Genomic DNA, 21490 nt, shown 5'->3' on the forward strand with positions numbered 1-21490 from the left:
GCTAGGGGATGCTGCCAGTCTTATGACTTTGGCTCCCCCTTAAAAGGCGCCTTCGCTCAATTTATATGGGTATTTATTTGGTCAACATATATAGTATTATTTTTTTCTTAGGGAGCGCTTGATAAGCGCTCCCTTTCCATATTTCCATTTTATTAATTTTAATGAAACTTTAGACATTATTTGGTCGTCCAATACTGAATCAATGATTGGAGGATCTACTATGATACGGGGAATTATTTTATCGTTATTCAGCATCACTTTTCTACTGTGGATTGAACAATCAGTAGAAGTTACATACATCTGGAAAACGGCGGCGAAAGTGACTCTATTCCTGCTCGTCCCACTCCTATTATTCCGCAAGACGGGATTCCCATTCTTACGCTTGGTCCAAACTGATCGAAAAAGCATGTTGATTGCGATTGGTTCTGGAGTTGCGATTATGGGGATTATCTTTGCGGCGTTCATCATCTTACAGCCTTTCATAGATATTGCTGCACTTCTAGTTGACCTTGCTAGTGCAGGTATAACGACTACAACATTCCCGTTCATCGCTCTCTATATACTGTTCGGCAATTCGATGTTAGAGGAATTTTACTTCCGCGGTCTGTTGCCAAATCTTGTTGGCAAATCTCGGATTCGGTTTATTTTACCGTCATTCCTCTTTGCCATTTATCATATTTCAATTTTTCTTCCATGGTTCAGCTCAGCTCTTCTTATACTCGCTGTAACAGGGCTCTGGGTTGGTGGAGTTATCTTTCAACTTGCCAATGAAAAAAGCGGAACAATTTTGCCCTCTTGGACGATTCACATGTGTGCAGATATTGGTGTACTACTTATCGGTGTCTATATCATGTACTTCTATTGAATAAGGCCGCATGACAAAAAAAGCTGTACACATTCCCCTTCTATAAGGGCTTTGCATACAGCTTATTATTTGTATATCTATTTGTTAAACCGCCGCCACGACGACCGTTACTTTGAATAAATCCCCATCTACTTCGATTTTCATATTCCCATTATGCAAATCAACGATGGATTGCGCAATCGCAAGACCAAGTCCTGAACCATCTGTATGGCGTGATGTATCCGCCCGTTTAAAGCGTTCATATAATTCGTCAATATTTTCACCGAGCTCATACTTCGTCACATTTTTCACGACGAATTCGGCCGTATCCCCTACTTTTCGAAGCGTAATATAGACACGGGTACCCGGCAATGTGTACTTGATGGCATTAACAATCAAGTTATCCAATACGCGCCACCATCTTTTCCCGTCCACATAGGCAACGAGTGCAGCTTCAGGGAAATTCACCCTAAAATCCAGTCCTGATTTCGAGATTTCTTCTTCGTGCTCTGCAAGGGCTTGTTGGAGTAATTGCGTCATATCAACACGCTGCTTGTTAAGCTCCAAGTTACCACTTGCCATTTTCGATACTTCGAATAAATCCTCGATTAACGTCTTCAAACGCTGTGACTTTTTGTCTAAAATGTCTACATATTTTGTACGTTCTTCAGCTGTAATGTCTTCCTTTTTCAAGAGATCCGTGTAGGTAATAATTGATGTCAATGGAGTCCTGAGATCATGACTGACATTCGTAATTAGTTCTGTTTTCAGTCGTTCGCTTTTCGCCTGTTCAGTCACGGAAATATGGACACCTTCACGAAGATTATTCAAATTCTTTGCGTGTTCCGCTAGTGGTGATTTCCCCTCAATATCAATTTCTTTGTGCAATCGCCCATTCGCCATCGCTTCCGTAGCAACCATAATGCGATTCAAATACGCTGTTCTTCTCACAAAGATATAGAGGAATGGCAATCCAGCAAACAAGACAAGCGGAATATAAATCATAATTAATATAGGTTGGATGAGGACAATGCAAAGTCCGATACCTGCTAGGAAAAAACCAATTAACAGTAGGAACATTTGAATACCAATGGATCGATTCAAGAACATCCCTTGCCACGCAAGTATGAACCTCATACTGTAACTCTCTTTAATATCCTGTATTAGCGCACCCCTAACTTTTACACGCTCTACAAGTAGGACCAATTGGAATACTATCGCCCATAGGAAGACCATTAAAATGACAAGCGTCATTCCGAGAATGACTCCGGATTCTAATCTATAATGAGTAAAAAATGTGACATAGCGCCCTACAGCATTTCCTAATAAAACCCAAAAAACACTAGCTGAAAGCAATAGCAATGCTGCTTTCAGGTCAATTTTCTGCCGTTGGTATCTCTCTACATAATAGCTTGTCGTGACCCATTCCTTGTTGAAACGTATAACTGTCAGCAAAGCCGCTAAAGCAAGTATACCAAGCGTCCAAAGGACATATAAAATTAACTGTTTTTGATTATATTGTTTTACATTTTTACCCAGAGAACCTTTCTGCAATGCACTTTGCGGTACAACTACAGTCCCCTCAAATTTCTTCACAGTTTGTGGCTGAGTAGACTCCAAAGCGGCGTCTTGTGCATGCTCTGACGCAGTCTCTTCTGTTACGGTTGAAACAGTATCTCTGAACGCCGAAACTCCACTTTCATAGGCCTCTGACGAATAACTATCATAATAAAAGTCATCCAACTGATCAGGCGCCGCAAAGAGATAACCTTCCTCCGCACTGAAAGTCTCTTTATAGCCCGTCGTAACATGGATATCTCCTGAAGTGAACTTTTCTCCCGTTTGACTATCCGTTAACTCATAAACAACAGGAAAATAAAGATTTTCCTCGGTGTTCTGAATGCGTCGCTGCAACTCTTCTTCTAGCTGTTTCTCTTTACTTGCACGGATCTTTACTTCTACATGCGCGTCCGATTCAAAGTTCTTCCGAATGTCGTCAATTTTCGCATCGCGCTCTTCTATCAATGTCGCTTTCAGCTTTTCACTTTTCACCGCTTCCGCATCGGTGATTCGTTGCGTATATTGCACTTCAATATTACCAATCTGCTCAGAAAGAGTACCATAGTAATTACGATGCTCTTCGATTTCGGATTTAGTAACTGTAATCCGTTTTTTCTCCGCTTCTATATCAATCGGATTCAAAACAGCTTGAGTAAGATTTCCATAAAAGTTATTCATTTCCCATTGAAAATCATTCGACTCTACATAGCTCTTACCAATATAACGTAAGTTGCCACCTGTCACTGAAAGCAATGCCGTTAAAAATAATACCGCTAATGAAGTCCACACAACAATTTGTATACCATATTTCTTTTTCACCATCATACACTCCCTTTCATCAGCCGTGTGAGATAAGCGATGGCCCGACTAGAACGCTCCACACCATTGCCTACCAAGTCGATGATATAGGAGAAACAGTAACCAATACTCAGTGCCGCTATAACAATTGCAAGAATCGACCAGAAAGTAGTATAATCATTTTTCGATTTTGTAACCAATGCCCCATACCACCTTTACATACCTTGGATTTTTCGGATCTGCTTCGATTTTCTCACGAATTTTACGAATATGAACTGCGACAATATTTTCAGCATTGTACGCCGCCTCGTTCCAAACCCGTTCATAGATTTCACTGATAGAAAACACACGTCCTGCATTCTTCATCAGTAATTCTGTGATTTTGTATTCGATAGGAGTCAGCTTTACTACATCACCATCGACGGTTATTTCCTTCGCCTCTTCATCAAGAACAAGTCCGTCGATTTCTACTTTTTTCTGACCGTCATATGTACCAAATTGAATATATCGACGTAATTGAGACTTCACACGTGCCATCAATTCCATTGGATGGAACGGTTTGGTCACATAGTCATCGGCTCCCACAAACAAACCGTGAATTTTATCTGAATCCTCCGCTTTTGCACTTAACATGATAATCGGGATATTGCGCACTTCCCGAATTTTGAATGTCGCCGTAATACCATCCATATTCGGCATCATAATGTCGAGAATGAGAAGATGGACGTCGTTCGACTCCAATAACTCGATCGCCTCTTTGCCATCCGCCGCCTTTAGTACGTCGTATCCTTCATTTTTTAAATAAATTTCAATCCCGTCACGGATATCCTGATCGTCATCCGCTACCAACACCGTGAACTTCGCCATCTTCCGCACCTCGCTTTTCTTAACTCTATGATACCAATTGTACCCGCCAAATCTTAACATTTACCAATTGTAATTATGAAGAAAGTCTTAAGATGTGTTTTTAGCTTAACTTTCTTTACCAGAAAAAATATGATTGTTAAACTTTCATATTTGAATGAATGCCAATATCGCCTAAGTAACGTAGAGGATATATTATCCATTTGATATACTAGATGGAAGGGGGCGAGTTCATGAAAGAACGATTTTTCTGGGTGGCGCTAAGTTTAATCGGCATAAGCTGGATGTTGAATTCCATTTATGCTTACTCAAAGCAACTCGATGAGCCCATATTCTTGGACCACTATATCGATGCGGAGTATCAGGATGATTTTTATATGACATTTTATTATTTAACGAACAAAAATAACTCATCAGTTGTCTCATCTGTTTCTACCGGCGAACTAATCGGTTATCCAGAAGACTCTTATTTTTTCGATGAACAAGTTCAAAACAACCAGGTATTCAATCACCATGTTTTACGTAGTACCAACGTGAGGTTTAACTTTGACCCAACCACTCATACAGAAAATTATTCTTTTACAGAAATAGATGTCTCATTTTCTGATGGAAATAGGATAACTGTTCCTATTGGTATCGTGACGATTCGACCGCGTGTAATTGAAGAATCCCCTCTCGAACAAGTAAGTTCAAGTGGGGATGGCTATCATTATCGGGCTCTAGAACCACTGACAATCGAAATGATTAAAAGCTCATTTCAAGACGTTTTGCAGGATAATTTCTTTATTAAAATAAATTCGTCCTCCACTCCTTCACTACCTGAACGAACCTATGAAAAGTTTCTTGACCAAGAATGGAGCAGGTTACCCGGACTAGATTTGCAAAATATACAATTCCCACTGAACTTAAAGAAAAGTAAAAGAATAAGTGTCTACAGCCAGTTCGCCGCAGACTTTAAAGCTGTGTTAGATGTGAACATCTATATTTCGGGAACAACCGAGTCAGGTAAGCCTTTTTCTACAGTAGGCGGTCTTATTGTGCGTCCTTATTTGGAACAAAAAGATGTCAATGCAATTATCAAGGAGAAAACAAAGGGGGATACCAATGGATAAAGCATTAAGGTATATGTTCTGGGGGTATCTTTTCATTTTTTTCCGGGTCCATATTGGTTTTGATTGGCTAGCTGACCCTGTCGGATATTATTTGATTTACTCCGGATGCTTCATGCTTATCGATAAATATCCTCATGCAAAAAAAGCAGGAATCGTAGCTGGACTAGGCATAGTCATTTCTTTCCCGGCAATTTTCGTTAATCTTTCTGCGCCTTATCTCGGTATTTGGGAAGTCTATTCACTTGCTTTACTCGTCCTAAAACTGATTGTCGCCTATTTTCTTTTCGCTGTTCTAAAAAGTATTGTCAATGACTATGCTAATCAAGCATTGATAAACCAGACGAAAAGTGTCTATACATTTTATATAGCTATCCACTTATCCGTGCAAATGCTCATGTCATTTTCCATGAATATAGCTGAGGACCAATGGATCACACTTACATTCATGCTGACAATGGGCGCCTTAGTTATGGATATCATGTTTCTTCTACTACTTGCAGCCATTCGGCAAGCACAACCGCGACAGACAGCTCACGACTATTCGGTATGAAAACAGTGGAAATTGGGAGGGATAAGATGTTTAAAAACCAATCAGGTCAAGTAAGGGCTGGCTGGCTTATTTTACTAACCTTTATAGCCATGCTAATTGTTCAACAGTTATTCTCACTTCCTGGGATTCTTTTATTGATGTTCACTGAAGCACCTTTTAGTGAGGGATTTAGTTATCTCGATATGCAAACTGCTTTCGATTCACACCCTTGGATTTCCCTTTTAATGCAAGGCGGTGGTACAGTCGGTGGAATAGTGATTACTTTTTTACTATGGCGTTTTATAAATAAGGGTTCCATGAAAGAGCTCGGCTTTAGAGGTTCGTTGAAAGACTTATGGTTTGGACTGTTTCTTGGTGCATTATCGATTATCTTTATTTTTATTGTATTGATGGCGACCGGCAATGTGACACTCCTTAATTCATTGTCAAACCCTCATTTCTCAATATTTACGATTACTTTTCTAGTTCTATTTATTCTTGTCGGAATCTTTGAAGAGATGTTCTTTAGAGGATATGTCATGTCCACCATGGCAAGTAGGGGAAATAAAAAGTGGGTTATCTACGTAGCATCCGCTTTAATTTTCAGCATCGCCCATGGTGCAAATCCAAATGTAAGTCTTTTAGGATTAATGAATATTGCACTGGTCGGGCTTTTATTCGCTTATATGTTTGACGCCACAAAAAGTTTGTGGCTACCGATTGGTTATCATATTACGTGGAACTACTTCCAAGGGAATATTTTTGGATTTGCGGTAAGCGGTACAGCACCAAATGGCATCTATAGCGTTGAACTAGCCGAGGGACATGATTGGCTGACTGGTGGTGCATTCGGCCTAGAAGGTGGAATCCTAGCAACGATGCTAATCTTGGTCGGTTTTATCGCTACAAAGCTTTATTCCAAATCGAAAAATCAAAAAAATACAGGAAGCCTTTAAAGCTTCCTGTATTTTGAATTTCAAAAACAAAAAGACTGTTCAAACCTTCACTTTCCTACCACTCAACGTCAACACAAGAATTCCACCAAGCAACATCGCAATACCCATCCACGACGTTCCTGTCAGTCGTTCACCTACAACAATCACACTCAATATAGCAGCAGTAAGTGGTTCAGCAAGTGACAGGGTGACTGCTGACGATGAAGGTATCCGTTTCAATCCGGCAGAAAACAGGATATATGCCACACTGGTTGTGACGATCCCAAGATACAACACAACAGAAATTCCACGCCCCGTCATAAGCCCTTCCGTTTCGAATAAAAACAAGAATGGCATGAGCATTATCGCACTCATCGAAAAGATAACCGCAACAGCAGGCACAGGATCTACCTTGTCTAGTACGTCTTTATTGACAAGTGTATAAAAGGCAAACAACAATCCAGCCCCAAGTGACATCGCGATTCCCACTGGATTTACAACGATTCCATCTTTATTTAAAAAGAGCAGTGCACAGCCTATAATTGCAAGTGCTGTCGCCATGATCCACACCCGAGTCGGACGGCGTTTTGCTAGTAACCATTCAATGATTCCAGAAAAAACTGGAGCACTTCCGATTGTGACGACCGTGCCTATAGCAACCCCCGTTAATCTGACAGAAGAAAAAAATAAATACTGAAAAATGGCCATCGAAATAGCTGCATACAGGGTAGATCTCCAAGGCCAATTTCGAAAATCGATTTTACGCATAATGAGCAAAATAACTAGTAACGAAAAACCCCCTATAGCAAGCCTCGATGCCCCAACTGCCAACGGATGAATCGTTTGCGGCATGAATGTTTGGGCTGTGCCAGTCGTCCCCCAAAGTATCGCACCTACCAGCACGACTAGATATGAAATACGTTGTGACAAAGTGATCCCCCCTTACTCTCTCTACAGTAGAAGATACCACATAAATCAAATTTTCCAATACCTTAATTCTACTTAATTGAATCTCTAGGTGATTATACGAACCTAGCTTAAATTGCGTGCAATAAAATCAATCGTATTCTTCGTTCCTTTTTTCCAATGCATCGCGATTTTCTATTATCTCCTCAATATCCCCAAATGTATTTCTATTCACTTCATCAAACCAAGAGAAACATACATTTTTACACGTCTGTTGATTAACCATCTTCTTGCAGAAAGAGCAGGTAAGAAAGGCTTGAAAAATCCTATTTTCACTGGATCATTTCCAACCCGCTTTCGGCAAACTATTCATGGTATCTTTACCGATGAGCAAGTCTGCTACGAATAGTTGCCTGTCGCGTTCCTACAACGTTCAAGTGAAAAATACAGCTACTTTAGAAAAAAGAATAGATGATTTTTTTTATAGGTTATAAGTGCCCGAAGATACAATTTCGGGCACTCAAGTACTTTGTACAAGGTGTTCCTTGCTTACTTTTAGTAAAGATTACTCGTGTTATCATGCGATGGACTATAAGAAAGTGACTCTTTCTTAACTAAAAAAGACAAGCCTATGGAGAAGACATCAGCCGCCAAAATTGTATCTTTGGTGGCTATTATCCAGCTAAGAAGCCCCGCTATTCTTTCGTCCCAAAAAGATTTAGCACTTTGTGTATGTATGGATTTGGAGCGCGACGGATGAATAAGCACCATACGATTACCGAAAAAAAGTGTAGGGATGCGACGAAGTCGCATCCCTACACTTCAAGACATCTCGGTAATCGTATAGAGGTCGTTCAATCCAAAGCAATCCAAAAGTAACTGCACATGAAGCGCCTAGTGTTTGATTAAGTGATTTTCAGGTTGTTTTTGGTTAATCAACACATGTGACATTTTTACTGACTAAAACTCTGTATACACATCATCTCAACTAGCGAGTTAAGATGATGGTATACAAAAAGCCCGAAATGCATGTAGCATCCCGGGCAAGAAATTTCTTATATAAAACGCACAACTTCATCTAAAGGCAAGCGGGAAGACCCGTATGCCGGGGCAGCGGCCTTTCCTAAGGCAATCAGTACAATTGGGAATTGATCACTAGGAAGGTCGAATCTCTCAGCAAATTTCACTTTATCAAAGCCACCTATTGTTGAAGTATCATAGCCTTTTTCTTTGGCAATCAACAGCAATTGCATAGAAACTAGCCCTGCATCGAAAGAAGCGATATTCATTCTTGCCTCTCTTGGAATAGTTGGATAGACCGCATTCGTACTGGCAATCGTACGATCTTTAATCGACTCATCCATATGACCTTCTGCAACATTTTGTGTATAGATTTGCTCCACCTTTTTATACGCATCGATATTACCTAAGACAGCGATAACGGCAGATGAATCCCCCACCTGGACTTGATTGTTAGCGATTACTTGCAGTTCTTTCTTCACCTCGGGGTCTTGGATAACTATAAAACTCCAAGATTGCAGGTTACTAGATGAAGGAGCTATTGTTGCCAGCTTCAGCATTTCTGCAATTTCCTCTTTTGCGATTGTAGCGTTCGGATCGAACACTCTTACCGATTTTCTGTCCTTCATTACACTATATAAATGTGAGTTCAATGTTGTAGTCATTGTATTGCCTCCCTTTCTAAAACTTACTAATAGTAAGTACCTATATTCAACTTACCATTAGTAAGTTTGTTATGTCAACCCTAACGATACATGTTAAGATAGATGAAAGATAAAGCAGAATGGAGGTTCGACTAGTGAATCAACCGAAAAATTGTGGGAATTCATCACATGTCTGCAACAACTTTCACGATACAATTGAATTTATTGGTAAGAGATGGATGGGGGTAATTATTTATACACTAATGTCCGGACCCAAGCGTTTTCATGAAATCACTGAAGGTATTCCAGGGATATCAGATCGACTTTTAACAGAACGGTTGAATGAATTAATCAAAGAAGGCCTCGTTACAAAAAAACAACTTGAGCCTTCTTCTACTATAGTTGGATATGAGCTAACGGACAGCGGGATGGAATTAAAAGAAGTTATTACTGCCATACGGAACTGGATGGCAAAGCGAACAAACCTTTAGATCAGAAAGGTTAGAAAATTCATTAAACTCCCAAAGAAGAGCTATTTCCCCTAGAGGTTGATAGCTCTTTTCCCTCGCCTTGATTAACCACATTCATCATTCCTACACTTTTCTCGATCATTTATACCGAGCTGTTCCATGGCCCAACGAGACTCTGACATCGATATTTATCCTATCCAAATTCTTACTTCTTCATTTTTCACATGTATTGACATGTACGAATCAAAAACACTATGATACACTGGATTGCAGGCTTTTTAACACGTGGTTCGTCAACCATCCCACGCTAAAAAAACTAGGAGGAAATGAATAATGAAAATAAAAACAATGGCCATTAGCGGGATTATCGCCGCTTTATATGTAGCTGTTTCCCTATTAATAGCACCATTAGCATACTCAGCCATCCAATTTAGAATCCCTGAGATGTTCAACCATCTTGTCGTGTTCAATAAAAAGCTCATATTTGGAATTGTGCTTGGTGTATTTGTGACAAACTTATTTTCCCCACTTGGTATGTATGACTTATTTTTTGGGGTAAGCCAATCAATCCTAGCCCTTTCAATTACGATTTTCTCTGCTAAATTCATATCTGGAATATTCAAGCGAATGGTCTTCAACACGCTTGTTTTCACCTTTACAATGTTCATCATTGCTTTCGAGTTGAATCTAGCATTAGAACTGCCTTTCCTACTTACCTGGTTAACAGTCGCAATAGGTGAATTCGTCGTTATGGCTATCGGGATTCCGATTATGATGATTTTAAATAAACGTTTGAAATTCGAAAAACTTATTTAACATAACCCATCCCCACCATTTCACTGTTAGCGATTGAAATAGAGGGATTTTTTAAGGAGATGGATCGATGTACATAACAATCCAAGAAACCGCTGAACATCTAGGTATGCCTGTCGAACAAGTAGAAAAGTACGTGCGGGAAGGTCGCATCCGTTCCGTCCATGATGGTGAAAAATTCCTTATTAACAAAGATCAGTTTGGACTCTATTTAGAACAGCTCGAAATGTTAAAACACCAAATCGATGAATGGCGGAACGAACCTATTCCACCCGATCGTGACATTAAAGATGAAGATTGAAAAACCGGTTGAAAATCTACGGATTTTCAGCCGGTTTTGTTTTATTTAAGATAGGGTATCGTTCCGTTAAAGGTATGGAAATCGCTATAAGAGAAAATACTAAATACATCGATTGGTTGCTTTCAATATGCTTTGCTAGTATAGTAAGAAGCTGTTTCCAAATTACCAGCTCCACGAGGGGGAATTATGAAGAAAATTTCAAATGTCTTTTACATCACAATTGGTCTGATTATTTTGACCGTCGGATATGGCGCGTTTGCACCTGAAAGTTTTGAGGCTGTTACAACGAATGTCCGAAACTTTGTTGCGTCGTCTTTCGGTTGGTACTATATGCTGCTCATGTCATTTATGTTAGCGCTCAGTTTCTTTTTCATCGTCAGTCCATACGGAAAAATCCGGCTTGGAAAAGATACGGACCGTCCGCAGTTTTCAACAGTTACATGGGTTGCCATGCTGTTTTCCGCCGGGATGGGTATCGGCCTAGTCTTTTATGGTGCCGCTGAACCATTATCACACTTTGCAATCAGTCCTGCTTCGGAAGATCCAAATACGGATGCTGCTTTCAAAGAAGCCTTACGTCAATCTTTCTTTCACTGGGGGATTCACATATGGGCCATGTACGGAGTCATTGCGCTATCTTTAGCCTTCTTCCAGTTCCGCAAAGGGGAACCGGGATTAATTTCAGCAACATTGAAGCCGATATTCGGTGAAAAAATGGTTGGACCATGGGGTACTCTCGTCGATGTACTCGCCGTTTTCGCAACAGCATTCGGCGTTGCTACATCACTCGGCTTCGGCGCTGTTCAAATTAATGCAGGCCTAAACTACTTATTTGGTGTTGAGATCAATATCTTTTCACAATTTGTCATCATCGCAATCGTCACGGTCCTGTTCGTTGCATCTGCATGGTCAGGATTAAGTAAGGGCATAAAATATTTATCGAATACAAATTTAGTCCTTGCTCTTGCACTGCTTGGATTTATCGTCGTTCTTGGACCGACATTACTCATTTTCAATATGTTCACTGATTCATTTGGCGGCTACTTTTCAAACCTTGTCCAAATGAGTTTCGGTACAGCACCATTGGACTCTACCGACCGGAAATGGCTTGACGACTGGACAATATTCTACTGGGCATGGTGGATTTCATGGGCACCGTTTGTCAGTATGTTCATTGCCCGTGTTTCAAAAGGCCGTACAATCAGGGAGTTCATGATTGGCGTACTTGCTGCACCTACTTTGCTGGTTACATTCTGGTTCTCAGCGTTTGGAACGACAGCGATTGATATCCAGAAAAAAGGGCTTGTCGACTTGACGCAATCCAGTACAGAACTGACGATTTTCGAAATGTTCAATGTTATGCCAATGTCGTTCATGATATCAGTCTTCGCAATTTTATTGATTGTATCGTTCTTCGTTACTTCAGCCGATTCAGCAACATTTGTCCTTGGCATGCAGTCAACGAATGGTTCGTTGACACCGCCGAATAATGTGAAGCTCATTTGGGGCGTTATCCAATCGACAATTGCGCTCATTTTGCTATCTGTCAACGGCCTCACCGCTTTGCAAAACACGATCATCATCGCTGCATTGCCCTTCTCTTTCGTCATGCTGCTCATGGTTGTCGCGTTGCTCAAAGCGTTGAAAGCCGAATTAAAGTTGATGAAATTAAAATAATAACTAGAAAAAGCGATTCCATAAATGGAATCGCTTTTTCTTAACTATTAACAAGAACCTTTTCACGTTTTCCAATCATTTGAAGGAAGTCTCCGACCATTGCGCTTGCCGTTGGGTACATACCTGCACCCGGACCGACAAGTGTTAAGGCACCGAGATAGTCAGTTTCAACGATGATTGCGTTGTCCACACCTTCGACACCATATAGCGAATGATGAGTTCCGATAAGTACCGGGCCAACACTTCCGTGCAATGTCCCCTTTTCGTCAATCAAAATATCAGCGACATGCCGATAACGAAGCTTAGCCTTAGATGCATCCGCCACATCTTCAATAGTAATCTTGTCGATTCCAACAACCGAAACGTCTTGCCAATTTGGTTGCGTACCGAATGCAAGTGCACTCAAAATCATCAGTTTCCGAAAGGCATCTTTGCCACTTATATCGTCCGTCGGATCCGCTTCCGCATAGCCAAGCGTCTGTGCTTCGTGAAGCGCGGCTTTAAATGGAATTCCCTCTTCCCGCATCTTCGTTAAGATGAAGTTGGAAGTGCCATTCAAAATACCTCTAATTCGTAACACCCGGTCTGTCGGTAACAAGTTTGTCACCGTACGGATAATCGGTATGCCACCCGCCGTCGTTGCTTCATACCCAACGTAAACTCCACGGAACTCCGCATGTTTTAGTAACGCCGGACCATGTTTCGCAAACATGGTCTTATTCGCAGTTATTATATGAAAACCTTTTTCTATTGCATCCGAAAGAAACGTATAAGCGGGTTCTTCTCCAACAATCGCCTCAAATATGAGGTCAATGTCCGGATTTAACAGGATTTCTTGAATGTCATCCGTTATCTTCGTTCCAGGTGTCGCTAGACGTTCTTTCTCCTTATCCCGGACCAAAATGGAAACAATGTCGATTGTACAGCCCATTTCCCGCTTAATCTCTTCTTTCCTTTCATTCAAAATCCTATAAATCCCTTCACCTACAGTGCCGAAGCCAAGTAGAGCGACTTTGATTGACGCCATAACGCCACCTCCATGGACTGTTTGATGATGAGTCCCCATTTTTCAAATTCCGTTAAAAAACTTTCATAGCCATGTTTTGTATTGACCAAACAATATATAGAGTTGGGAATCATATAGGCGAACGTTCGAATTTCATCCGTCGGATACATCGGATCGTGTGTAAACGCAAACGCCACCACTTTTGCAGATATCAGGCGGGAAGCTAGTTCAAAGCCTCCTCGACCACGGCCGATGTCATGCGTATTCATGGCACGGATTAAGGGGTAGAAGCTCTCCATGTCATTTCTGCTATTCCCAAAAGGAGATTCCATGTTCCCAATTTTAGTTGATTGTGGTGTCACCGCCATCGGGAAAAGAATATCCATACCCTCGGGATACATAATGCCCCATTCCAGTACACGCATGCCACCGAGCGAACCCCCGATGACCGCCCTTAATCGATTGACACCTAATACCGTCAGCGCTCTCCGTTCTGCATGCACCATATCTCGAATCGTTACTTCTGGAAATAAATTTCTATACAGCTCGCCTGTGTCCGGATTTACAGTTAACGGTCCTGTTGATCCGTCACTTCCGCCAAGTGCGTTAAAAGAGATAACGGATAATTCATTTGTATCGATACTTTTTCCTTTGCCGACAAGACCGCTCCACCAACCCGGATAGTCATCCGTTCCAACTGTCACGTGACTTCCTGTCAAGGCATGACAAACAAGTACATGGGGTGCATCCAACCTGCCCGTTCTTTCATAGGCAAGCTGTACATTTACCAAGACGACTCCTGATTCCAATACCAGATGCCCGATTTCCACTATCCCCGTCTCCACGATTGTCACGCCCTTTCTTGTCACCAAAAAATTATACTGTTACTGGTACCGCTAGTTCGATTGCTTGTGCAAGGTCTGCAATAATATCTTCCGCGGATTCAAGGCCCACCGATAGTCTAATCAATTCTTCAGTCACACCTGATTTTTTCAAGTCCTCAGGCCCAAGCTGCTGATGCGTCGTTGAAGCTGGATGGATAATTAGTGATTTTGCATCCCCAACATTCGCAACATGCGACCAGATTTTGACGTTATCAATCACGTTCCGGCCTGCATCCCGTCCACCTTTAATACCAAATACAATAATGGAACCGAAGCCGTTTTTCAAGTACTTTTTCGCAAGGTCATAAGATGGGTGATCTTCGTTGCCTGTATATGTTACCCATTCGACAGATGGATGTTTTTTCAAGAACTCCGCTACTTTAACGGCATTTTCATTATGTCTTGTCACACGCAAATGCAGTGTTTCAAGTCCTTGGAGGAAATTAAATGCACTATCTGGATCTAAGCAAGGTCCGAAGTCACGCAATAGTTGAACGCGTAGTTTAGTCGCAAATGCCGCCGCTGCTGTATCAATTCCGTAACGGAGACCATGATATGACGCATCAGGCTCTGTGAAGCCAGGAAACCTCCCTTGCGTCCAGTCAAATGTACCCGCATCAACAGCAACTCCACCGATCGTGGTACCGTGTCCGCCAATCCATTTTGTAGCGGAATGGATGACAACATCCGCACCAAATTCGATAGGATTCGAACCATATGGCGAAGCAAATGTACTATCAATAAGAAGCGGTAGACCGTTTTCATGCGCAATGTCCGCAACCGCTTCAATATCGAGTACATGAAGACTCGGGTTACCGATTGTTTCTGCGAATATTGCTTTTGTTTTATCTGTAATTGCTGCACGGAAGTTTTCAGGATCTGTTGCATCGACAAACTTTACATTGATACCGTAGCGCGGAAGTGTAGCGGCGAATAAATTATAAGTACCGCCATATAAGTTGCTTGCTGCGACAATTTCATCTCCAGCACCAGCTACGTTCAAGATAGAGAAAGCGATAGCTGCCATACCTGAGGAGAATGCAACTGCCGCCGTACCACCTTCAAGAAGCGCAATACGCTCTTCAAAAACTGCAACAGTTGGATTTGTAATTCGTGTATAGATGTTGCCTGCTTCTTGTAGTGCAAATAGTTTTTGAGCATGTTCTGTATCACGGAATACAAAAGATGAGGTTCTATGAATTGGAACTGCGCGTGAACCTGTTACAGGATCCGGTTTTTGTCCACCGTGCAGAAGAAGTGTTTCGGGTTGAAGTTTTGTCATCGTCATTACCTCCAGAGTTTTTTAGATGGATGTGATTGTAATGGGCGGAGACGTTAGGGGTATTTTTGGAATGAAAAATAACCCCCTTCGCTTAAGAAGAGGGTTACGCTTTCGCTTATTCCTCCCCTTATCTTTCAGACCGTTCGCACGAATCTGTAGGAAGTAGCACCTTTGCAAGTTAGTCACTTGCTGGTTGCCGGGCATCGCAGGGCCTATTCCCTCCGCCGCTCTTGATAAGAGTTTGTGATATTCAGTTTTCCATCTTGTGACATAGTATAGTAGATATCTCAATACTTTGTCAATAGTTTACCGAATAATATTTCTGAAACTTGTGTCTATGTGGAATGTTACACTTAGACTACCGTTATTTTAGGAGGAACTTGATATGTGGTTATGGACTGTAGGCGTGCTCTTATGGGGATATGCAGTTGGTTGCCTGCATGGATCAGTTGTTGCGCAGAAAATATCCGGCGTTAACTTGAAAGAAACCGGTGTGAAAAATGCCGGTGCCTCGAATGCGACCATTGTTCTCGGGAAGAAGTTCGGCGCATTAGTTGCAGTAATCGATATCAGTAAAGGTGCAGGAGCTGTCTTACTTGTGCACTATTTCGCAGAAAACGCAGGATTTTCAGAAGCCTTTGTGGCTTTACTTTTATTTCTTACAGCCGCCGCAGCCGTTATTGGGCATAACTTTCCATTTTATATGAACTTTAACGGCGGAAAAGGAACAGCGACAATAATTGGTGTACTGCTTGCAATCGACTGGCAGATCGGGCTCATTGGTTTTGCATTATTTGTCGTCGTAGCGCTAGTAACAGACTTTCTCGTGTTTGGTGTGCTGATGCTCTACGTCACGCTCATCGCGATGGCAGTATTGGCAGACGGATACTGGCCAGTCGTAATAGCAACTTTGTTATTTGCAATCGCCATTTGGAAACATCTCGAGAATTTTCAGCGTATGAAAGAGCGTAGCGAGAAGCGCGTTTCAATGGTCTTTAGAAAAAATAAAACCAAAAACTGAGGACCCCTATAATTGGAGGTTCTCCGTTTTTGGTTTAGCAAGATTAAAAATCTCATCCTAACTCATGCATTTTCATTGAACACTTTCTTCATAACCGCAATAATAAAGTCCACGTCTTCATCGGTACAAGACAGCGGTGGGCTTAGCGCTAGAATATTGTTATAGCCAGCAACTGTATCGCCGTTCCTTCCAATAATAAGTCCATTCGCCTTACATTCGCCAATGATTTTCGCAACACGGGCGTTTGCAGCAGGTTCTTTCGTTTCTTTGTTCTCTACAAGTTCAATGCCTAACAAGAATCCGAGCCCGCGAATATCGCCAACAAAAGGATGATCCAATAAGCAAGCCAACTCTTTTAGAAGGCGCTCGCCAAGCTCAGCCGACCGTTCAACAAGATTTTCTCTCTCAATGATTTCAAGATTCTTCAACGCGACTGCACAAGCCGCAGGATTCCCGCCAAATGTATTAACATGGCGGAAATGACTGTTATCTTCTCCTGTATCGAACTTTTCATAAATATCTTTTCGAATAGCCGTAACCGAAAGTGGCAAGTAAGCGCTCGTTAGTCCCTTTGCCATCGTAATAATGTCCGGTTTCAACTTAAAATGCTGATGACCAAAGTCTTTCCCAGTTCTGCCGAATCCACAAATGACTTCATCAACAATTAGCAGTACACCGTGGCGTGTACAGATTTCCTGAACCTTTTCCAAGTAGATTGGATGTGGGATGAGTATACCGCCTCCTGTAATAAGCGGTTCCATAATAATCCCAGCGATTGTTTCCTTCTGTTCCCAAATGATTTTCTCTTCAAACTCTTGGGCACGTTGTATGTTGTACTCCTCAATTGACTGTCCCGCAGGTCTGCGGTAATTGTCCGGAGGGGCGATGTGCAAGAACCCCGGTGCAAGTGCCTCATACTTGTATTTCCGCAGTGCTTGCCCTGTTGCTGCCAGTGCCCCCATGGAGCTCCCATGATACGCACGATAGCGGGAAATGAATTTGTAGCGTGACGGTTCCCCATTTTGCTGATGGTATTGACGCGCAAGTTTAAACGCTACTTCGTTCGCATCGGATCCGCTGTTTGAGTAAAATATTTTATAGTCACCACCAAGCATTTCATTCAACTTTTCTGCAAGCAGAATAGCAGGCTCATGACTTTGGGTCATCGGTGCATAGGCCATCTTTTTCATCTGATCATAGGCAGCTTGCGCTAGCTCCTCACGACCATAACCGACATTCACACACCATAGTCCAGACATTCCATCTAGATAACGATTGCCATTATGATCTGTAATCCAAGCACCTTCCCCACTCTCCACTACCATTGGTGGGTTCTTTTCATTATAGGAAGAAATATGGTGCCAAACGTTCTCCCGGTCCTTTTCAACTAATGACCCTGTAGTCTCTTTTGCTGTAGTCATCTTCTCTACCCCCTCCTAATTTCACGATTAATTTCTGGTATTAGTGACGCGCAGTCAACATTTTCTTACGTGTGTAAAACTCAATTCCGTCGCGACCATTCGCATGCAAGTCACCATAGAATGATTTTTTATAACCAGAAAACGGGAAGAACGCCATCGGAGCTGGAACACCAAGATTCACACCAAGCATCCCCGCATCAATTTCTTCTCTAAACTTCCGGATTGCACTTGCACTATCTGTAAATAAACAAGCCCCGTTTGCAAACTCTGATTTATTCGCAAGTTCGATTGCTTCATCCAATGTATCCACTCTTACAATAGATAGCACAGGAGCAAAAATCTCTTCTTTCCAAATTTTCATTTCCTGAGTGACATTATCAAAAATTGTCGGACCGACGAAATAACCGCCTTCGGAAGTAGACTTGTCTTCACGGCCATCCCGTAATAGTTTGGCGCCTTCCTCAATACCTGATTCGATGTAACTCAGTGTCTTGTCTTTATGGGAATTCCTAATAACAGGTCCAAGGAAAATCCCTTCTTCTAGACCATTACCAATCGTCAGTTTATTCGACTCGTCTACTAATCTCTCGACAAGTTCATCTGCAATATCACCAACTGCAACGACAACCGCACAAGCCATACATCTTTCTCCAGCGGATCCGAAAGCTGCGTTAATAATATTTGTGATCGTCAAATCCATATCCGCGTCCGGCATAACGATTGTATGGTTTTTCGCGCCCGCAAATGCTTGGACACGCTTACCATTTGAAGTTCCTGTTTTATACACATACTCAGCAACCGGCTGTGAACCTACGAACGACACGGCCGGAATATCTGGATGATTGAGAATGCCATTTACGACTTCATGCGCACCATGGACGATATTGAAAACACCGTCAGGCAGACCCGCTTCATGCAATAATTCTGCAAGACGGTTCGCCAAAAGTGGCGTACGCTCTGATGGTTTTAGGATGAATGTATTTCCACTAGCGATTGCAAGTGGGAACATCCAGCAAGGGACCATCATCGGAAAGTTGAACGGTGTAATTCCACCAATTACGCCTATTGGATAACGATACATACCCGATTCAATGTTCGTTGCGATATCAGGAAGCTGATACCCCATCATTAACGTCGGGGCTCCTGCAGCAAATTCAACACACTCAATCCCGCGCTGTACTTCGCCATACGCTTCAGCATAGTTTTTACCGTTTTCAATCGTAATGATTTTCGCTAGTGCTTCCCAGTTCTCTATTAACAATTGCTGGTATTTAAATAAGATCCTTGACCGTTGAGGAACAGCAACCTTCTTCCACTTCGCAAATGCTGTTTTCGCCGCCTCTACCGCTTTATTCAAATCTTCAAGTGTGGAGATAGGAACTTCGGCCAATATTTCTCCTGTCGCTGGATTTGGTACCTCTTCATATTTATCTGTCGTTGATTTTACCCATTGTCCATTGATGAAGTTTGTAAGCGTCTTCTTTTCTACCTGCGTTAAAATCATTTTCATTCCCCCGTTCTATTGTTCTTGCTACTTTACGCTATCTTCGCTAGACTTCATATTATACTTTACAAATAATTTAGATTACTTTCAATTTACACTTTGTCTAATCATTAGGCGATTATTTTAACGTTATGGAGGTCTACACCTATAATGAATACCTTAAAACTTACTGTCCGCGATGTTCTTTCACGAAGCTCATTCAAACACGCCAAAGTCGTTGCAGGAAAAGAAGGATTGGACCGTCAAGTAAAATGGTCTCATGTATTAGAGGTAAAAGAATTCGATGCCTTAATAAATGGAGGAGAGATGATTCTTACGACAGGCGTTGGCTTACAACTCGATCTTCCAAGCCAGCTAATGTATGTATCGAGGCTGATAGAAAAAGATGTGGCATGTATATGTATAGAAGTAGGACCTTACTTTAAGCTAATTCCACCTGAAATTATTGAACTCGCAGACAAACACGCATTTCCATTCATCGTCTTCGAAAAAACTGTGAAATTTGTCGATATAACTCAAGACCTTCATACATTTATCATTAATCAACATCATCAGATGCTTTCACAACTCGATATCTTATCAAGGAAATTCATTACACTTTCTCTTGCACCCAACGGTATTTTAAAAATCCTACAAGAACTAAATCAATTTTTCCGACATAATATCCTGTTCATTAGTGATGATACGAAGCCTTATTACTATCCGTCTGAGATCAAAGAGTTGGAAATAACCATCCGAGTCCATCTTGAAAGATCCCCATCGATCAATACAGGACAGAAATTCCTCATGCTGAAGGATCAGAAATTTGCACAAATGCCTGTTAGTGGGCTAGGACAAATTTGGGGGTATCTATTCCTCGAGGTGACAGAACAACTGTCGGATGAATTTCCATTTCTCATATTAGACCGCGCTGCACTTGCAATCGCTCAAATTTTGTTACGTAACCGAACAATAGAAGAGCGCAAACAGAATAACGAAGATGAATTCGTTCGGAATTTATTGAGCGGCAGATCCTTTGAACAGGAAGACCTTCATGCCTATTTGCCCTCCAAAAGCCGCAATACATACTTCAGAGTGTTCATCATACAAATGAAGACATTCGAAACGAATCTTGGTGAAGAAGAATGGGAAGAGATTAAACTGCAACGCTCGATGATGATACGGTCACTCTTTAAACGTAATGGGTTCTTCCCCGCAGTTGCATCCAGCAAAAGTGAGATTGTCATCATTGCATCCTTCATCGCTGCAGATCACTTGATAGATGAGACTAATCGTTTTTCTCAAATTATTGAACATATTGTTAACATAAAAGACAACACTTTCATTGACGGAACCAGATGTACATTTGGAGTAAGTACAGTCTACAAAGAAATTACGGAGGCAAAAAAAGGATACAAAGAAGCTGAAGATGTTTTAAAAATGCGCGAGTCTGGCATTACAAAATCATATTTCTATGAAGACTTAGGCATTTATAGGCTTCTTCTATTAGTGGAGAACAACGGTTACCTTGAAACATATGTCCAAGATTACTTATCAACAGTTTTCGACTACGATCTGAAGATGGAAAGCAACCTCTTTGAAACACTTTGTGTTTATCTCGAATGCGGTGGATCGAAAAAAGAGACTGCAGACCGTCTTTTCATAGTTAGACAAACACTGTACCACCGTCTTGAAAAGTTGGAATTACTTCTAGGCGAAGACTTTATGGAGCCATCTAAGCGTCTAGCGCTTGAGGGTGCTATCATGACCTCTCGATTGTTAGGTAATAAGTAAGTTAAACCGGTTGCGCTACTAAACGCAAACCGGTTTTCATGTTCAATGACCGGACCAAAATAGTGCAGCAAGTCCTTATTTTACACTCCGTAAAATTTAAATTCATTTCATCTTACAACTTGTCTA

Annotated in this window: 19 protein-coding genes and 2 riboswitches; of the genes, 10 read left to right on the forward strand and 9 right to left on the reverse strand. The window is 41.5% G+C overall.

What is annotated here, in order from left to right; all coding sequences use genetic code 11:
- The first annotated feature begins 220 nt into the window (after positions 1 to 220).
- Positions 221 to 865, forward strand: a complete 645-nt coding sequence (locus tag ACP8HG_RS15355) for a CPBP family intramembrane glutamic endopeptidase (RefSeq protein WP_067213559.1) — start codon at positions 221 to 223, stop codon at positions 863 to 865.
- A gap of 84 nt (positions 866 to 949) precedes the next feature.
- Here the strand turns inward: ACP8HG_RS15355 and ACP8HG_RS15360 are convergent, their stop codons facing one another.
- Together ACP8HG_RS15360 and ACP8HG_RS15365 are read right to left on the reverse strand one after the other, a co-directional pair.
- On the reverse strand, positions 950 to 3223 hold the full coding sequence (locus ACP8HG_RS15360; protein ID WP_342539257.1) for a sensor histidine kinase: 2274 nt from the start codon (positions 3221 to 3223) through the stop codon (positions 950 to 952).
- Positions 3224 to 3379: 156 nt separating this feature from the next.
- Positions 3380 to 4069: a response regulator transcription factor gene (locus ACP8HG_RS15365; protein ID WP_438297095.1), complete on the reverse strand. Its 690-nt coding sequence runs from the start codon at positions 4067 to 4069 to the stop codon at positions 3380 to 3382.
- A gap of 230 nt (positions 4070 to 4299) precedes the next feature.
- Here ACP8HG_RS15365 and ACP8HG_RS15370 point away from each other — a divergent pair, with 230 nt between their 5' ends.
- From ACP8HG_RS15370 to ACP8HG_RS15380, 3 genes are read left to right on the forward strand one after another with little or no spacing between them, the layout of a single operon-like run.
- A complete protein-coding gene (locus ACP8HG_RS15370) occupies positions 4300 to 5178 on the forward strand; it encodes a hypothetical protein (protein WP_338654735.1) in 879 nt (292 codons plus the stop codon).
- Positions 5171 to 5728, forward strand: a complete 558-nt coding sequence (locus ACP8HG_RS15375; RefSeq protein WP_438297098.1) for a hypothetical protein — start codon at positions 5171 to 5173, stop codon at positions 5726 to 5728. The genes ACP8HG_RS15370 and ACP8HG_RS15375 overlap by 8 nt, the downstream gene beginning before the upstream one ends.
- A gap of 26 nt (positions 5729 to 5754) precedes the next feature.
- Positions 5755 to 6663: a CPBP family intramembrane glutamic endopeptidase gene (locus tag ACP8HG_RS15380; RefSeq protein ID WP_255428527.1), complete on the forward strand. Its 909-nt coding sequence runs from the start codon at positions 5755 to 5757 to the stop codon at positions 6661 to 6663.
- A 39-nt stretch (positions 6664 to 6702) separates the two neighbouring features.
- Here the strand turns inward: ACP8HG_RS15380 and ACP8HG_RS15385 are convergent, their stop codons facing one another.
- On the reverse strand, positions 6703 to 7572 hold the full coding sequence (locus ACP8HG_RS15385; protein ID WP_187046137.1) for a DMT family transporter: 870 nt from the start codon (positions 7570 to 7572) through the stop codon (positions 6703 to 6705).
- 1031 nt (positions 7573 to 8603) lie between these two features.
- Entirely contained in the window at positions 8604 to 9233 is a 630-nt protein-coding gene (locus tag ACP8HG_RS15390; protein WP_067213568.1) for a nitroreductase family protein, read from the reverse strand.
- A gap of 134 nt (positions 9234 to 9367) precedes the next feature.
- Here ACP8HG_RS15390 and ACP8HG_RS15395 point away from each other — a divergent pair, with 134 nt between their 5' ends.
- From ACP8HG_RS15395 to ACP8HG_RS15410, 4 genes are all read left to right on the forward strand, one after another.
- Complete coding sequence (locus tag ACP8HG_RS15395; RefSeq protein ID WP_231885738.1) at positions 9368 to 9703, forward strand: winged helix-turn-helix transcriptional regulator; 336 nt, start codon at positions 9368 to 9370, stop codon at positions 9701 to 9703.
- Between the two features lie 258 nt (positions 9704 to 9961).
- Positions 9962 to 10008: riboswitch (PreQ1 riboswitch) on the forward strand.
- A gap of 7 nt (positions 10009 to 10015) precedes the next feature.
- Positions 10016 to 10498, forward strand: a complete 483-nt coding sequence (locus tag ACP8HG_RS15400) for a QueT transporter family protein (RefSeq protein ID WP_067213570.1) — start codon at positions 10016 to 10018, stop codon at positions 10496 to 10498.
- A gap of 67 nt (positions 10499 to 10565) precedes the next feature.
- Positions 10566 to 10796 carry an excisionase family DNA-binding protein gene (locus ACP8HG_RS15405; protein WP_067213571.1) on the forward strand — a complete coding sequence of 77 codons (231 nt, stop codon included), beginning with the start codon at positions 10566 to 10568 and terminating at the stop codon, positions 10794 to 10796.
- Positions 10797 to 10982: 186 nt separating this feature from the next.
- Complete coding sequence (locus tag ACP8HG_RS15410; protein WP_067213572.1) at positions 10983 to 12473, forward strand: BCCT family transporter; 1491 nt, start codon at positions 10983 to 10985, stop codon at positions 12471 to 12473.
- A 40-nt stretch (positions 12474 to 12513) separates the two neighbouring features.
- Here the strand turns inward: ACP8HG_RS15410 and ACP8HG_RS15415 are convergent, their stop codons facing one another.
- Genes ACP8HG_RS15415 through ACP8HG_RS15425 form a run of 3 tightly spaced genes read right to left on the reverse strand, consistent with a single transcriptional unit; the run spans position 12514 to position 15645 of the window.
- The gene (locus ACP8HG_RS15415; RefSeq protein ID WP_342539264.1) at positions 12514 to 13500 is read right to left on the reverse strand and encodes a homoserine dehydrogenase; all 987 of its coding nucleotides are present in this window, start codon (positions 13498 to 13500) and stop codon (positions 12514 to 12516) included.
- Positions 13458 to 14348 (reverse strand): hypothetical protein, encoded by an 891-nt coding sequence (locus ACP8HG_RS15420; protein WP_438298668.1) that lies wholly within the window; start codon positions 14346 to 14348, stop codon positions 13458 to 13460. The genes ACP8HG_RS15415 and ACP8HG_RS15420 overlap by 43 nt, the downstream gene beginning before the upstream one ends.
- Before the next feature lie 7 nt (positions 14349 to 14355).
- Positions 14356 to 15645, reverse strand: a complete 1290-nt coding sequence (locus ACP8HG_RS15425) for an O-acetylhomoserine aminocarboxypropyltransferase/cysteine synthase family protein (protein WP_187046140.1) — start codon at positions 15643 to 15645, stop codon at positions 14356 to 14358.
- Between the two features lie 124 nt (positions 15646 to 15769).
- A riboswitch (SAM riboswitch) is annotated at positions 15770 to 15885 on the reverse strand.
- Positions 15886 to 16030: 145 nt separating this feature from the next.
- Here ACP8HG_RS15425 and ACP8HG_RS15430 point away from each other — a divergent pair.
- The gene (locus ACP8HG_RS15430) at positions 16031 to 16666 is read left to right on the forward strand and encodes a glycerol-3-phosphate acyltransferase (protein ID WP_438297103.1); all 636 of its coding nucleotides are present in this window, start codon (positions 16031 to 16033) and stop codon (positions 16664 to 16666) included.
- A gap of 62 nt (positions 16667 to 16728) precedes the next feature.
- On the opposite strand, the gene ACP8HG_RS15435 is transcribed toward ACP8HG_RS15430, so the two are convergent.
- Positions 16729 to 18087 carry an aspartate aminotransferase family protein gene (locus ACP8HG_RS15435; RefSeq protein WP_067213577.1) on the reverse strand — a complete coding sequence of 453 codons (1359 nt, stop codon included), beginning with the start codon at positions 18085 to 18087 and terminating at the stop codon, positions 16729 to 16731.
- Positions 18088 to 18127: 40 nt separating this feature from the next.
- The gene (locus ACP8HG_RS15440; protein WP_438297106.1) at positions 18128 to 19591 is read right to left on the reverse strand and encodes a CoA-acylating methylmalonate-semialdehyde dehydrogenase; all 1464 of its coding nucleotides are present in this window, start codon (positions 19589 to 19591) and stop codon (positions 18128 to 18130) included.
- 150 nt (positions 19592 to 19741) lie between these two features.
- Between ACP8HG_RS15440 and ACP8HG_RS15445 the strand changes: the two genes are divergently transcribed.
- Positions 19742 to 21364, forward strand: coding sequence for a PucR family transcriptional regulator (locus ACP8HG_RS15445; protein ID WP_438297108.1), 1623 nt, complete (start codon positions 19742 to 19744; stop codon positions 21362 to 21364).
- Positions 21365 to 21490 lie beyond the last annotated feature (126 nt).

It is taken from the genome of Sporosarcina sp. FA15 (genome assembly GCF_051550195.1).
GTDB classification, from domain to species: Bacteria; Bacillota; Bacilli; order Bacillales_A; family Planococcaceae; genus Sporosarcina; species Sporosarcina psychrophila.